Source organism: Micromonospora sp. NPDC050187 (assembly GCF_044459745.1).
Taxonomy (GTDB): domain Bacteria; phylum Actinomycetota; class Actinomycetes; order Mycobacteriales; family Micromonosporaceae; genus Micromonospora.
In genome coordinates, this window is sequence record NZ_JBITJH010000002.1 from 36089 (window position 1) to 48890 (window position 12802).

A 12802-nucleotide genomic window follows, 5' to 3' on the forward strand; every position below is an offset into this window, starting at 1 on the left:
GGACGCCGGCCGGGCGGCGGTCGCGGTGTCGCCGTCAGGCGGCGAGCGCGTGGCGGGCGGGCCCGCGGTGCGGGGCGATGGTACGGCCGTCGGGAAGCAGCTCGCCGGTGTCCTCGAAGACAATCACGCCGTTGCAGAGCAGGCTCCAGCCCTGCTCGGGAAAACAGGCGAGGATCCGGGCGGCTTCCCGGTCGGTCGCCTCAGCGGAGGGGCAGGTGGGTTGGTGCTGGCACATCGGGTTCTCCGCACTGTGGGGGCACTGTGTCATGGTTCACATGACCAGTGACGCACAGTACCAAGCGGAAGTGCACGACATCGAGCAGCTATACGCAGAGCTGCCCGGAATTCCGCTGAACGGATGATCCCCCATGGACCGGACGGCGTGGAAGCCCTTTCACGGCGGGTGAGCAACCCACCGGCCGCCCCACCCACCTGCCGGCACACCCTCGTCGAACACGCCCGCCTCGAATGGCGCCCCACCGACGGCGGCGACCCCGCCACCATCGTCCAGGACTTCCTCACCGCCCACGGCCTGCCCGTGAACGACCTGACCCGCCCCACCCACCACGACCCCACCGGCGTCTGCGGCGCCTCCCTGTACGTCTCCGCCACCGCCGGAGCCCTCATGGCCGGCTCCCCACCCGGCCCACCCACCCCCGCACCCGCCCTGCCCGACATCGCCGTCGTCGTCCACGCCCACACCCACCAGCCCACCCCACCACCCCCACCCCGACCCTGGTGGCTCGGCCCATGGCAACCCAGCTGGACCCCCGACCAGCACGCCGCCGCCGTCGACACCGTCCGCGCCGCCATCGCCCGCGGCGACGTCTACCAGGTCAACCTCGTCGGCCACGCCGCCGCCCCCTACACCGGCGACCCCCTGCCCGCCCTCACCCGCCTCGGCGCCCTCCCCGGCGCCCGCTACGGCGGCACCCTCCACGGAGACGGCTGGGCAATCGGCTGCGCCTCCCCGGAAACCCTCGTCGAGGTCACCGCCGGCCGCATCCTCACCCGCCCCATCAAGGGCACCCGCCCCGCCACCACCCAAGGCCACCGCGACCTGCTCGCCTCCGCCAAGGAACGCGCCGAACACATCATGATCGTCGACCTGGAACGCAACGACCTCGCCCGCGTCGCCCGCACCGGCAGCGTCCGCGTCGACGACCTCTTCGCCATCCGCCGCTGGTGCGACCTGTGGCAGGCCGAATCCACCATCTCCGCCGCCGTCGCCGACGGCCTCGGCCTCGCCGACCTGCTCCGCGCCGTCTGCCCCGGCGGCTCCGTCACCGGCGCCCCGAAACTCGCCGCCCTCACCCAGATCACCGCCACCGAACCCGTCGGCCGAGGCGCCAGCATGGGCGCCCTCGGCTGGATCGGCCCCGGCCACATCGACCTCGGCCTGACCATCCGCACCGCCGCCGCCGACCCCCACCACCTGCACCTGTGGGCCGGCGGCGGCATCACCTGGGACAGCGACCCCCACGCCGAGGTCGCCGAAGCCGCCGCCAAAGCCGCCCCGCTCCGCGCCGCCCTCGCCAAACCCTGACCCCGCCCGACGGACTCACGACGACGCGAACCCGTCCAACGCGGCAGTCACCGCCTCCGCCATCCCCGGCCCCGACGCCCCGTGCCCAGCCGCCTCCACCAACACCAACCGCGCCCCCGGCCACGCCTGCGCCAACCGCCACGGCCCGTCCACCGGACTACTGACGTCCAACCGGCCGTGCACCAGCACCCCCGGAATCCCGGCCAACCGCCCCACACCCCGCAGCACCTCGTCCTCGGCCAGGAAACAACCATGCCGCCAGTAGTGCGTCACCAACCGCGCGAACACCATCCGGAACACCGGATCGGCATACCGGGCATCCGGCCGATGACCCGGCACCGTCCCCACATGCGTGTCCTCCCACGCACACCAGTCCCGCGCCGCCCGCTCCCGCACCACCGGATCCGGATCCGCCAACAACCGCGCGTACGCGTCCGCCAGACACCCCTCCCGGTCCGCCACCGGCACCCCGTCCCGGAACCGCGCCCACTCCTGCGGGAACACCCGCCCCATGTCCCGGCAAATCCAGTCGATGTCCCGACGCGTCCCCAACGTCACGCTGAACAACACCACCTCCGACACCCGCTCCGGATGCCGCTGCGCATACACCAACCCCAACGTGCTGCCCCACGACGCCCCGAACACCAACCACCGCGACACCCCCAAGTGCTCCCGCAGCCGCTCCATGTCGGCCACCAGACGGTCCGTGGTGTTCGTCGACAGATCCACCGACACGTCACCCGCACTCGGCGTGCTCCGCCCACACCCCCGCTGATCCAGCAACACGATCCGGTACCGCTCCGGATCCAGGTACCGCGCCCACCCCGGCGCACACCCCGACCCCGGCCCCCCATGCACCACCAGCACCGGCTTCCCGTCCGGATTCCCACCGACCTGCCAGAACACCCGATGCCCCTCACCGACATCGAGCATCCCCTCCGCGTGCGCCCGCAACGACGGATACATGGGCGGTCCTCCTCACCCTCGTGAACGAATCCGAACCGATCATGATGACCGCCCCGACCCCCACCCACGACCGGTTTCCCACCACCCCACCGACCCCGTCGCCCACCGACCGGACAGCACACCCCCCGCACCCGGACGCTAACCTTCCGCCATGACCATGCGCCCCATCCGCATCATCGGCGACCCCGTCCTGCGAACCCCCAGCGAACCCGTCACCAGCTTCGACGCCGAACTACGCGCCCTGGTCACCGACCTGATGGACACCCTCCTCGGCGCCCCCGGCCGCGCCGGCGTCGCCGCCCCCCAGATCGGCGTCAACGCCCAGGTGTTCGTCTACGACGCCGACGGCCACCGCGGACACCTGATCAACCCCACCCTCGAACTGTCCACCGAACTCCAGGACGACGACGAGGGCTGCCTCTCCATCCCCGGCCTGTACTTCCCGACCCCCCGCGCCCTCCACGCCACCGCCCACGGCGTCGACCAACACGGCGAACCACTCACCATCACCGGCAGCGGATTCCTCGCCCGCGCCCTGCAACACGAAACCGACCACCTCGCCGGCACCCTCTACGTCGACACCCTCCGCGGCGACACCCGCCGCCGGGCACTACGGGAGATCCGCGCCGGCCGCTACGACTCACCCCGCCGCCACTGACCCCCACACCGACAACGCGAACTCCCCGTACTCCGCCACCGGCGTGAACCCCAGGCGCCCGTAGAGCCGCAACGCCGCCACGTTGTCCGCCCGCACGTTCAACGCCACATGGTCGACCAGCCGGCGATGCGCCACCACGCCGCCCACCCGGAACCGCCCCGCCCGTCAAGTCAGCCGGCCAACCACTGGTCGTAACCCAACTTCCCCAACAACGCCAACACCACCACCAGCAACACCACCCGCACGAACCCCGCACCACGCCGCAACGCCATCCGCGCACCCACGACCGCACCCACGATGTTGCACACCGCCATGGCCAACCCCAGCCACCACCACACATGCCCGGCCAACCCGAACACCACCAACGCACCCAGATTCGTACCCGCATTGACGATCTTCGCCATCGCCGAACCGTGCACGAAATCCGCCCCCACCAGCAACGTGAACGCCACCACCAGAAACGTCCCCGTACCCGGACCGATCAACCCGTCGTACAACGCGATACCACCACCGGCAACCACCACCGCCGCAACCACCCGCCCCCGGGTCCGCCGCTCCGGCAACGCCACCACCCCCAACCGGGGCCGCACCGCGACGAACACCGCCACCGCCACCAACACCCCCAACACCACCGGCCGGTACGCACCCGCAGGAACCGCCCCCGCCAACGCCGCACCCACCCCGGCACACACCACCGCCAACCCCGCCGCCGGACCCGCCACCGACCAGTCGATCTTCGTGTGCCGCGCATACGTCAACGCCGCCGTCGACGTCCCCGCGATCGCCGCCAACTTGTTCGTCCCCAACGCCGTCGCCACCGGCACACCCGGCGCCGCCACCAACAACGCCGGCAACAACAACAACCCACCCCCACCCACCACGGCATCCACCCAACCCGCCAGGGCAGCCGCAGTCAGCAGGGTCGTCAACGACACAGCATCCACGGGCCGCCATTCTCCCCACCCCACCCACCCCCACGAGACCGCCTGTGGGCAGCCTCACCGGCCACGACGCCGCCGCACCCACAACCCCGCCACACCGACCGCCATGAACACCAACACCGAACACACCAGCGCCTTCACCACCCGGCAACCCTCCCACCACCACGTATCGTGCATAACGTGCGCCTGGCCACCTTCAACCTGCTGCACGGCCGATCACCCGCCGACGGACTCGTCGACCCCGACCGCCTCACCGCCGCCGTCACCGCCCTCGACGCCGACATCCTCGCCCTCCAGGAAGTCGACCGCGACCAGACCCGCAGCGGAAACCTCGACCTCACCGCCATCGCCGCCCGCGCCCTCCACGCCCCCGAACACCGATTCGCCGCCGCCGTCGTCGGCACCCCCGGCGAACGATTCCGCCCCCTCACCCACGACGACGACGGCCACGGCGAACCCTGCTACGGCGTCGGCCTCATCAGCCGCTACCCCGTCCGCACCTGGCAGGTCACCCGACTACGACCCGCACCCGTACGATCCCCCGTCTACGTACCCGGCCCCGGCGGCGGACTGCTCCTGCTCCACGACGAACCACGCGTCCTCCTCGCCGCCGTCCTCGACACCCCACACGGCCCCCTCACCGCCGCCGCCACCCACCTCTCCTTCGTCCCCGGCTGGAACGCCCACCAACTCCGCCAGGTCGTCCGCGCACTCCGCACCCTCCCCGCACCCCGCGTCCTCCTCGGCGACCTGAACCTCCCCACCACCGCCACCCGACTCGTCTCCGGCTGGCAACCCCTCGGCCGCCAACCCACCTACCCCGCCGCCCAACCCCGCGTCCAACTCGACCACATCCTCGTCGACCGACACGACGCCCACCGACTCCCACCCGTCACCGCCGTCACCACCCCCACCTCCACCATCTCCGACCACCGACCCCTCGTCGTCGACCTCGGCTGACCCCCGTGCCGAGGCCACCAGCCAGCCCCCCACTCACCCCGCCGACACCAGACCCACCAACACCCGATGCGTACGGTTCGACCGCACCGCCGCCCGCTGCTGACCCGCCGTCACCTCGATGTACGTCTGCGACGACGCCAACGACGCGTGACCCAGCAACCGCATGATCTCCGCCGCGCTCGCCCCGTCCTCGGCCAACCGGGTCGCGAACGTGTGCCGCAACGCGTGCAACCGCGCACCCGCCGGCACCCGGTCCGTGATCCCCGCCCGCCGGTAACACGAGTCCACCAGGTACTGCAGGCCACCCCGCCGCAACGGCCCACCCCGCCGATCCACCAGCAACGCCGAGTCCGGCCGCACCGAGCGCGCCCCGAACCGCCGCACCCGACTCTCCAGATACGCGGCCAGCACCCCGTCCAGCTCCGGTTCGACCGGCACCACCCGCGGGCGACCACCCTTACCCGCCACGTCCACCCGGCGCTCACCCGGCCGACCCGCCACCGACCCGACCCGCAACGCCAACAGCTCCGACAACCGCAGGCCCGTACACAGCGCCAACGCCACCACCGCCAAGTCCCGCTCCGGCCACGGATCGTGCTGCCGGCCGGCGGCCCGGGCCACCGCGTCGAGCAACTGCTCCGGTGTGTCGTCGCCCCGCAGCGGCTTGGGCTGGGGGAGAGGAGCGCGGGGACGGTCGACCGCCGGCATCGGATTGCCCGCCACCACGCCCTCGGCCACGAGGAACGTGAAGAAGTTGTTCCAGGTGGACCAGGCGCGGTGCACCGATGCCGCCGCCCGGGGAGCGGCGAACGCGGCGAAGGCCGCCCGCAGTGACCGGGGGGAGAGGGCGGTGATCGGCAGCGCGTCCGGGGACAGGGGAGGGGTGGCCTGTTCGGCGGCCAGGCGGGCGACGCCCAGCAGGTCCCGTCGGTACGCCTGGAGCGTGTGCGGTGAGGGCTTCCGGGTGGCCCGGGCGGTCAGGAACTCCTCGATCAACGTGCTGACCTTTTCATCCGCTTTTTCATGCATAAGGGTAATTATGCAGGTTTTTCGGGTTGACGGCACGCCAGGGGAGCGGGGTGAATTCGGAGAGTTACGGTGCCGCGAGAACGGGGCCCCGGCCGCGCGTGCCCGACTGTCGTCCACCTGCAGGCGACTCGTCGGCCGGGCACCGTGGACGCGGGGGACGGCTGCGCGGGTTCTGGCCGGGCGGGCCACGTCCACCGCGCGGGCCGTCGCGCGTTCTGTGTCCTGCGGGTTTGCGAGCGCGGCGACACGGCCGGTCCGACACGCGTGACTGCGGCCTTCGGCGCGGAGGCGTCCCGCGTACGTGGATGACGCACGGTCGTCGCCGAAGACGTCGAGACGACCGAGCCCGCCGCAGAAGGGTGGCGCGGCGGGGCGCCTCGACGTCCGCGCGACGTGCACCGACGGCCAGGGGCGTCACACGCGCCGGACGGACCCCGATCGCCCTTCTTCCGCCCGCCCCGGCAGTGATTCGATAATGTACATTATGTAAAGTAACGAGGTTGTGGCCCTCCTCCGCGTCGCCTGCGGGCGGGCTGTCAGAGTCCGCCGGCGACGCGCAGGACCGTACCGGTGGTGTAGGACGCTTCCGGGCCGAGCAGCCAGGCGATGGCGGCGGCGACCTCGTCGGGTTCACCGGCGCGGCCGAGCGGGATCCGGTCCGCCGCCCGGTCGGGTCGGTCGGGCATGCCGGACAGGGCGTGGATCTCGGTGCGGACGATGCCGGGCGCGACGGCGTTGACCCGGATTCCGCGTGGGGCGAGTTCCTTGGCCAGGCCGACGGTGAGGGTGTCGGTGGCGGCCTTGCTGGCGGCGTAGTGGATGTACTCCCCCGGGCTGCCGAGGGTCGCGGCGACCGAGGAGACGTTGACGATGGCGGCTCCGGCGGTCATCCGGCGGGCGGCCTGTTGGGCGCAGAGCAGGTAGCCGACGACGTTGACGTCCACGACACGGCGGATGTCGTCGACGGTGAGGTCGACGAAGGGTCCGATCGGGCTGGTGATGCCGGCGTTGTTGACCAGGCCGGTGACCGGGCCGAGGGTGTCGGCGGCGGTGTCGAAGAGGCGGGCGACCTGGTCGGGTTCGCGGGTGTCGGTGGGCACGGCGATGCCGTGGCGGCCGGCGGCGTGCACGTCGGCCAGGACGGCGGTGGCGGCGTCGTGGTCGCGGCGGTAGCAGAGGGCGATGTCGTGGCCGGCGTGGGCGAGGCGGCGGGCGGTGGCGGCGCCGATGCCGCGTCCGCCTCCGGTGATGACGGTGACCGGTGTCGTCACGGTGCCCCTCTCCCCCGCTGTGGTGGTGTCGGCCGAGGTTACCGTGGCGCGGGTCCGTCGGTTGTGGTCGGTGATGGGGTGTCGGGTGGGTGGTGCCCCGGCGGGGTGGGTGTCGGTGGCGGCTGGTATCAAAGGCAGGAAATTCCGACAGTTGTCCGAAAAGAGGGTGGTTGGTGATGGGGGCTGCGGGTCAGGGGTTGTCCACTGACGAGGTGCAGGGCATCCGGGAGGCGTTGGCGGCGGGCCGTAAGCCGAAGGTGGTGTTCACGGCTGCGGCGGGGCAGATTGCCGGGCAGGTGGGTCAGGTGGTGGAGCTGACGGACCCGGCGGTGTCGGACGAGTTCGTGGTGGTGCGGTTCGGGCGGGACGAGTTGCCCTTCTCCCCCGCTGACGTGGCGGTCGCGCCGCGTGGTGCGGGGCGGCGGGTGGCGGAGCCGAAGCCGGAGGCGGAGGTCGTCGTGGAGCCGGTGGCGGCGGAGCCGGAGTTCGTGTTGGAGCGTGCGCCGGTGCCGGAGCAGTCGCGTGGGGATGAGCGGCGGGAGGAGCCGAAGGTGGATGCGGTGGAGACGAAGCCGGCGAAGCGGGCGGTGAAGGCGGCGAAGCCGAAGGCGCCTGCGGGGTTGACGGTGACGTTGCAGTACGCGGAGGGCGAGTGGACGGTGGCGGCGCAGCAGGGCAGCAAGTCGTTGGCGAAGCCGTACGTGGTGAAGCCGGCGGAGGCGTTGCGGATGGTGGCGTTGGTGGATGTGCCGGGGGTGCAGGAGGCGGTGGAGCAGATCATGGCTGCGGAGCGGGCTGAGGCGGAGCAGCAGGCGGATCGGTTGCGGGCGGAGTTGGCGGAGATCGAGGCGCGGTTAGCGGAGTTGCGCGAGGCGGGTTAATCGGTGTGGTGGTCGGGGGCGCCGGGGTGGGTGTCGCTGACCGTGGGGGTGCGTGGCGTGGGGTTGCCTGGGGGCGGCTCTGCGCCACGTGTCGTCTGGGGGTCGTCGGCGTTCCTGCCGGGTGCTCCCAGGTGTCGTAATTTCTGTTATGCCAATTGACACAATATGATCCCGCTTCTACGGTTCGGGCATGGACGAGGTGAGGCGCCCCGGACGGCCCCGTAAGACACCCGGTCAGCTGGCGCGGTGGTCTCCACCGGAGGGCTGGTCGCGGCTGGTCGCCTGGATTTCGCCGGAGGAGAAGAAGGCGCTCAAGCACGTCGCCGTCGAGGCCGATGTCGCCGTGGCCGATTTGGTCCGCGCGCTGGCCAGTGGTCTGGCCAGTGGGCTCATCACCGCCGAGGAACTGATCGGGCACGTCAGGAAGGGAACGCAGGTCATGGAGAAGATTCCCACGCTGTTCGAACGTGACGACCGCTTCCGGGTGGTTGACCGCCCGCGGCCTGAGTGCGCGTGGGTGTTCGACGGTGAGGGGACTCCGACCGAGAAGCTCGATGGCACGAATGTGCGGCTCACCGTCCGTTCTGGACATCTGGTGCGGGTGGAGAAGCGTCGCAATCCCACCAAGGCGCAGAAGCAGCAGGGCATCGTCGACGGGTGGTATGTCGACACCGACGAGCAGGGCGCGGAGGACAAGTGGATCCTGGCCGCCGCCGGCAACACCGACGTGTCGGACTGGCCGGACGGCGAGCATCCGTGCGAGGCGCTCGGTCCTCGTGTTCAGGGCAACCCGCTGGGCCTGGAAGAGCATGCGTGTGTGCCGTTCAATCTGCACGTGCCCGTCCTGCCGGACGCGCCGCGCAGCTACGTCGGGCTGCGGGAGTATCTGGTCGAGTTGGAGAGCCGGTTCGCTCCTGGTCACCTGGCTGAGGGCATCGTGTTCCACCACCCGGACGGCCGTCGCGCCAAGATCAAGCGCAAGGACTTCCCTCGCAGCGTGTGATGTGGACGTGCAGGTCGTGGCCACCGTCGGCGTGTGGGCCGAGGCGTGGGCGGGCTGTCCGGGGGTCAGTGGGTGGGGATGTTGGCGACGCCGATGCGTTTGCGGAAGACCCAGTACGTCCAGCCCTGGTAGGCCAGGACGACGGGGGTGAAGACGGCGGCCACCCAGGTCATGATCTCGAGCGTGTAGGGGGTGCTGGCGGCGTTGGTGGCGGTGAGGGTGCCGGCGGGGTCTGCGGTGGAGGGCAGGACGTTCGGGAAGAGGGCGGTGAAGAGGGTGGCGACGGTGAGGGCGATGGCGGTTGCGGTGCCGGTGAAGGCCCAGCCTTCGCGGCGGGCGCGGGCGGCGGTGAGGCCGGCGAGCAGGGCGGCGGTGGCGGCGGTGGCGAGGATGACGGCGGTGGTGTTGCCGCGGATGGTGAGGGTCCAGGTGAGGAAGGTGACGGTGAGGGCGGCGGCGAGGGTGCCGAGGCGGGTGGCGAGGGTGCGGGCGCGGTGGCGGATGTCGCCGGTGGTCTTGAGGGCGGTGAAGACGGCGCCGTGGGTGAGGAAGAGGGCGGTGGTGGTGAGGCCACCGAGGAGTGCGTAGGGGTTGAGGAGGTCGATGAGGCCTCCGGTGTATTCGTGGTCGGCGTCGAGGGGGACGCCGCGGAGGATGTTGGCGAAGGCGACGCCCCAGAGGAGGGCGGGGACGATGCTGCCGAGGGTGATGGCGGTGTCCCAGCGGCGTTTCCAGGTGGATTCGGGGCGCTTGTGGCGGTATTCGAAGGCGACGCCGCGGACGATGAGGGCGAGGAGGATGAGCAGGAGGGGCAGGTAGAAGCCGGAGAAGAGCGTGGCGTACCACTCGGGGAAGGCGGCGAACATGGCGCCGCCGGCGGTGATGAGCCATACCTCGTTGCCGTCCCAGACGGGTCCGATGGTGTTGATCATGACGCGGCGTTCGCGGTCGTTGCGGGCGAGGACGGGTAGGAGTGCGCCGACGCCGAAGTCGAAGCCTTCGAGGATGAAGTAGCCGGTGAAGAGGACGGCGATGAGGACGAACCAGACGGTGGTGAGGTCCACGGTGGGGCTCCGGGGTCAGTAGGCGAAGGCGAGGGGGCGGTCGGCGTCGTCGGTGTCGTCGTCGGGTGGGGGGTTTTCGGTGACGTCGGGGAGGCCGTTCTTGGCGTAGCGGATGAGGAGGCGGACCTCGATGACGGCGAGGGTGGCGTAGACGATGGTGAAGGCGGTGAAGCTGGTGAGGACTTCGGTGAGGCTGACGCTGCGGGAGACGCCGTCGCGGGTGAGCATTTCGCCGAAGACGATCCAGGGTTGGCGGCCCATCTCGGTGAAGATCCAGCCGAAGCTGTTGGCGGCGAGTGGGAGCAGGGGCATGACGAGGCCGGCGCGGAGGAGCCATTTTCCGGTGGGGGTGCGGCCCTTGCGGTGGGCCCAGAGGACCCAGAGTGCGATGGCGGCGGCGGCGAGTCCGAAGCCGATCATCATGCGGAAGCTCCAGTAGGTGACCGGGATGATCGGGGTGTAGCTGCCGGGGCCGTACTGGGCGGTGTACTGGGCCTGGAGGTCTTTGATGCCCTGGACGGTGCCGTTGGGGTCGCCGGTGCCGAGGAAGCTGAGCAGGTGGGGGATCTTGAGGGCGTAGATTTCGCGGCTGCCGTCGAGGCTGCCGATGGTGAGGACGCTGAACGCGGCGGGGCTTTCGGTGGTGTAGAGGCCTTCGGCGGCGGCCATTTTCATGGGCTGCACGTCGGTCATGATCTTGCCTTGGATGTCGCCGGTGATGAGGACGCCGGCGGTGGCGGCGAGGGTGACCCATGCGCCGAAGCGGGCGGCGAAGCGGTAGGTGGGGGTGTCGGCGTGGTCGCGGTGGCGGATGAGGTGCCAGAGGGCGACGGCGACGATGAGGCTGCCGGCGACGAGGAAGCAGCCGGCGATGGTGTGGGGGAAGGTGATGAGGGCGACCTTGTTGGTGAGGACGGCGAGGAAGTCGGTGAGTTCGGCGCGTCCGGTGTCGGGGTTGATGCGGTAGCCGACGGGGTTCTGCATCCAGGAGTTGGCGGCGAGGATGAAGTAGGCGCTGAAGGTGGAGCCGATGGCGGCGGCCCAGATGGTGGCGAGGTGGATGCGTTTGGGGAGGCGGTCCCAGCCGAAGATCCAGAGTCCGAGGAAGGTGGATTCGAGGAAGAAGGCGACGAGGGCTTCGATGGCGAGGGGTGCGCCGAAGATGTCGCCGACGAAGCGGGAGTAGTCGCTCCAGTTCATGCCGAACTGGAATTCCTGGACGATGCCGGTGACGATGCCCATGGCGAAGTTGATGAGGAAGAGCTTGCCGTAGAACTTGGTGAGTTTGAGGTAGCGCTGGTCGCCGGTGCGGTGCCACATGGTCTGGAGGATGGCGACGAGGACGGAGAGTCCGATGGTGAGTGGTACGAAGAGAAAGTGGTAGACGGTGGTGACACCGAACTGCCAGCGGGCGACGTCCAACGCGTCCACCAGGAACCCCCCAGGTCGTACTACGAGACGTAGTAAATACTACCGGGTGTCGTAGAAGGGGTGGCAGGGCCGGGCGGCCCGAACCGTCCCGGGACCAATGACCCTGCTCACCCCGGCCGCTCGCCCCCGCCGCAGCCGCCGTCGCCGCCCGGTCCCCCGCCGTTGGCGTGCACGTGCGACCATCGACCGCTGATGGAGACACCCCACTCCCCCTGGCGGCCGCCGTGGCTGTGGCGCGCCGCGCAGCTGCTCGCGTACCTCGTCGTCGGTGCCGTGGCCCGCCTGCGGGTCAGCGGCGACGTGCCCGACCGGCTGCGCGCGGGCCCGCTGGTCCTGGCCGCCAACCACATCAGCCCGTTCGATCCGATCGTGCTCGCCGCCGCCTGCCGGACCCGGGGCATCGCGCCCCGGATCATGGCCACCGGAGGGTTGTTCCGGGCGCCCGTGGTGGGCGCGGCGATGCGGCACGCCGGGCACATCCGCGTCGACCGGGGCACCGCCGCGGTGGGACGGGCGTTGCACGACGCCGCCGACGCGGTCGCCGCCGGGTCGGTGATCCTGGTCTACCCGGAGGGCCGCATCGGCCTGGACCCCGGCATGTGGCCCGAACGCGGCAAGACCGGCACCGCCCGACTGGCCTTCGCCAGCGGCGCGCCGGTGGTGCCGGTCGCCCAGTGGGGCTCGCACGAGGTGCTGCCCTACCGGGCGCCGAAGGGCATGGTGGGCGCGGTGTGGCGGGCGCTGTGGCGGCGGCCGGTGATCCGGGTGCACTTCGGTGCGCCGGTCGACCTGGCCGACGTGGATCCGGTGGCGTCCGGTGCGGCCCGGCGGGCCACCGACCGGATCATCGACGCGGTCACCGACGCGCTGGTGCCGTTGCGCCTGGACGAGCCCGACCGGCCCCGGCACGTCGATCCCGGCCGGCCGGCCGACACCAGCCGGCTGCACCGGCGGTCGGCGCGTCCCTGAACCGGGGACTACGGCACCGGCAGCCGGGTTGAGCTGCCCCGCTCCGGTACGATCATGGCCTGGGCAGCCGCCCGCCGCCCAGG

Annotated in this window: 14 protein-coding genes; 6 read left to right on the forward strand and 8 right to left on the reverse strand. The window is 71.2% G+C overall.

The window, feature by feature from the left end; genetic code table 11:
• Positions 1 to 34 precede the first annotated feature (34 nt).
• On the reverse strand, positions 35 to 235 hold the full coding sequence (locus ACIBJE_RS03410) for a DUF5999 family protein (protein WP_088983917.1): 201 nt from the start codon (positions 233 to 235) through the stop codon (positions 35 to 37).
• 123 nt (positions 236 to 358) lie between these two features.
• Here ACIBJE_RS03410 and ACIBJE_RS03415 point away from each other — a divergent pair, with 123 nt between their 5' ends.
• A complete protein-coding gene (locus tag ACIBJE_RS03415; RefSeq protein WP_396742322.1) occupies positions 359 to 1546 on the forward strand; it encodes a chorismate-binding protein in 1188 nt (395 codons plus the stop codon).
• Between the two features lie 15 nt (positions 1547 to 1561).
• On the opposite strand, the gene pip is transcribed toward ACIBJE_RS03415, so the two are convergent.
• Positions 1562 to 2512 carry a prolyl aminopeptidase gene (gene pip / locus ACIBJE_RS03420; RefSeq protein WP_396742324.1) on the reverse strand — a complete coding sequence of 317 codons (951 nt, stop codon included), beginning with the start codon at positions 2510 to 2512 and terminating at the stop codon, positions 1562 to 1564.
• Between the two features lie 151 nt (positions 2513 to 2663).
• Between pip and def the strand changes: the two genes are divergently transcribed.
• On the forward strand, positions 2664 to 3170 hold the full coding sequence (def, locus tag ACIBJE_RS03425; RefSeq protein WP_396742326.1) for a peptide deformylase: 507 nt from the start codon (positions 2664 to 2666) through the stop codon (positions 3168 to 3170).
• Here the strand turns inward: def and ACIBJE_RS03430 are convergent.
• Complete coding sequence (locus ACIBJE_RS03430) at positions 3153 to 3308, reverse strand: hypothetical protein (protein ID WP_396742328.1); 156 nt, start codon at positions 3306 to 3308, stop codon at positions 3153 to 3155. The two genes, def and ACIBJE_RS03430, sit on opposite strands and share 18 nt — an antisense overlap.
• Before the next feature lie 32 nt (positions 3309 to 3340).
• The gene (locus tag ACIBJE_RS03435; protein WP_396742330.1) at positions 3341 to 4099 is read right to left on the reverse strand and encodes a sulfite exporter TauE/SafE family protein; all 759 of its coding nucleotides are present in this window, start codon (positions 4097 to 4099) and stop codon (positions 3341 to 3343) included.
• A gap of 192 nt (positions 4100 to 4291) precedes the next feature.
• Between ACIBJE_RS03435 and ACIBJE_RS03440 the strand changes: the two genes are divergently transcribed.
• Positions 4292 to 5071 carry an endonuclease/exonuclease/phosphatase family protein gene (locus tag ACIBJE_RS03440; protein WP_396742332.1) on the forward strand — a complete coding sequence of 260 codons (780 nt, stop codon included), beginning with the start codon at positions 4292 to 4294 and terminating at the stop codon, positions 5069 to 5071.
• 33 nt (positions 5072 to 5104) lie between these two features.
• Here the strand turns inward: ACIBJE_RS03440 and ACIBJE_RS03445 are convergent, their stop codons facing one another.
• Together ACIBJE_RS03445 and ACIBJE_RS03450 are read right to left on the reverse strand one after the other, a co-directional pair.
• Entirely contained in the window at positions 5105 to 6100 is a 996-nt protein-coding gene (locus ACIBJE_RS03445; RefSeq protein ID WP_396742334.1) for a tyrosine-type recombinase/integrase, read from the reverse strand.
• 536 nt (positions 6101 to 6636) lie between these two features.
• Complete coding sequence (locus ACIBJE_RS03450; protein WP_396742336.1) at positions 6637 to 7371, reverse strand: SDR family NAD(P)-dependent oxidoreductase; 735 nt, start codon at positions 7369 to 7371, stop codon at positions 6637 to 6639.
• Between the two features lie 176 nt (positions 7372 to 7547).
• Here ACIBJE_RS03450 and ACIBJE_RS03455 point away from each other — a divergent pair, with 176 nt between their 5' ends.
• Both ACIBJE_RS03455 and ACIBJE_RS03460 read left to right on the forward strand, forming a co-directional pair.
• Entirely contained in the window at positions 7548 to 8252 is a 705-nt protein-coding gene (locus ACIBJE_RS03455) for a hypothetical protein (protein ID WP_396742338.1), read from the forward strand.
• Positions 8253 to 8442: 190 nt separating this feature from the next.
• The gene (locus ACIBJE_RS03460) at positions 8443 to 9255 is read left to right on the forward strand and encodes a hypothetical protein (protein WP_396742340.1); all 813 of its coding nucleotides are present in this window, start codon (positions 8443 to 8445) and stop codon (positions 9253 to 9255) included.
• A 65-nt stretch (positions 9256 to 9320) separates the two neighbouring features.
• On the opposite strand, the gene cydB is transcribed toward ACIBJE_RS03460, so the two are convergent.
• Positions 9321 to 10319: a cytochrome d ubiquinol oxidase subunit II gene (gene cydB, locus ACIBJE_RS03465; RefSeq protein WP_396742342.1), complete on the reverse strand. Its 999-nt coding sequence runs from the start codon at positions 10317 to 10319 to the stop codon at positions 9321 to 9323.
• A gap of 15 nt (positions 10320 to 10334) precedes the next feature.
• Entirely contained in the window at positions 10335 to 11750 is a 1416-nt protein-coding gene (locus ACIBJE_RS03470) for a cytochrome ubiquinol oxidase subunit I (RefSeq protein ID WP_396742344.1), read from the reverse strand.
• 192 nt (positions 11751 to 11942) lie between these two features.
• Between ACIBJE_RS03470 and ACIBJE_RS03475 the strand changes: the two genes are divergently transcribed.
• A complete protein-coding gene (locus ACIBJE_RS03475; protein WP_396742346.1) occupies positions 11943 to 12719 on the forward strand; it encodes a lysophospholipid acyltransferase family protein in 777 nt (258 codons plus the stop codon).
• The last annotated feature ends 83 nt before the right edge of the window (positions 12720 to 12802 follow it).